General features: G+C 44.5%; 2 protein-coding genes. Both read right to left on the reverse strand.

Features of this window, described 5'->3' with window-relative positions; genetic code table 11:
- Positions 1–238: 50S ribosomal protein L20 (gene rplT / locus M992_RS10965; RefSeq protein WP_053908644.1), on the reverse strand; the 238-nt coding region annotated here is incomplete at its 3' end.
- Positions 239–291: 53 nt separating this feature from the next.
- Positions 292–489 (reverse strand): 50S ribosomal protein L35, encoded by a 198-nt coding sequence (gene rpmI, locus M992_RS10970; protein WP_005968897.1) that lies wholly within the window; start codon positions 487–489, stop codon positions 292–294.
- Positions 490–751: the final 262 nt, after the last annotated feature.

Genomic DNA, 751 nt, shown 5'->3' on the forward strand with positions numbered 1-751 from the left:
TGAAACGGCTGTAAGACAGACCATTTTGACGTGCTGCAGCATTAATACGTGCAATCCACAGTTGACGGAATTGACGTTTACGCTGACGACGGTCACGGTAAGCATATTGACCTGCTTTGATTACCGCTTGAAATGCTACACGGTAAACACGTGAACGTGCTCCGTAGTAACCTTTCGCTTGCTTCAAAATCTTCTTGTGACGTGCACGGGCCACTACACCACGTTTTACGCGAGCCATACTATTCTCCTATCATCTCGAATCGAGTTCGATATATTCTTTAACCAGTTAACTTATGCGTAAGGCAGGCAAGCAATTACCAGACCCAAATCGCCTTTAGATACCATGCCTTTTGGACGTAAATGACGTTTACGCTTAGTAGACTTCTTGGTCAGAATATGACGGAGGTTTGCATGCTTACGTTTAAAGCCGCCACCTGCGGTTTTTTTGAAGCGCTTAGCCGCGCCGCGAACTGTTTTAATCTTTGGCATTATTGTTTCCAACTTCGCATTGTTAATATACCCGGCCTAATTTGACTCACTGCCCGACAACTCGCTCCTCAGTTCATAAGCATTTACGCTGTAAACTCTTATAAATCAAGGTGAATCATCGCAATGCTGCGGTTCAAACTATTGGGGTAAGCCATGAATTAATCAGGCGAATAAGTGCTCAGCAATTGCTGAACACTCATTACTTGCATGCCTAATTATTTCTTCTTCGGTGCCAACACCATGATCATCTGGCGCCCTTCAA

Source organism: Moellerella wisconsensis ATCC 35017, from assembly GCF_001294465.1.
GTDB lineage: Bacteria > Pseudomonadota > Gammaproteobacteria > Enterobacterales > Enterobacteriaceae > Moellerella > Moellerella wisconsensis.

Coding starts and splice junctions, on each gene's coding strand:
- rpmI (WP_005968897.1), bottom strand. CDS start 489: ATGCCAAAGATTAAAACAGTTCGCGGCGCGGCTAAGCGCTTCAAAAAA.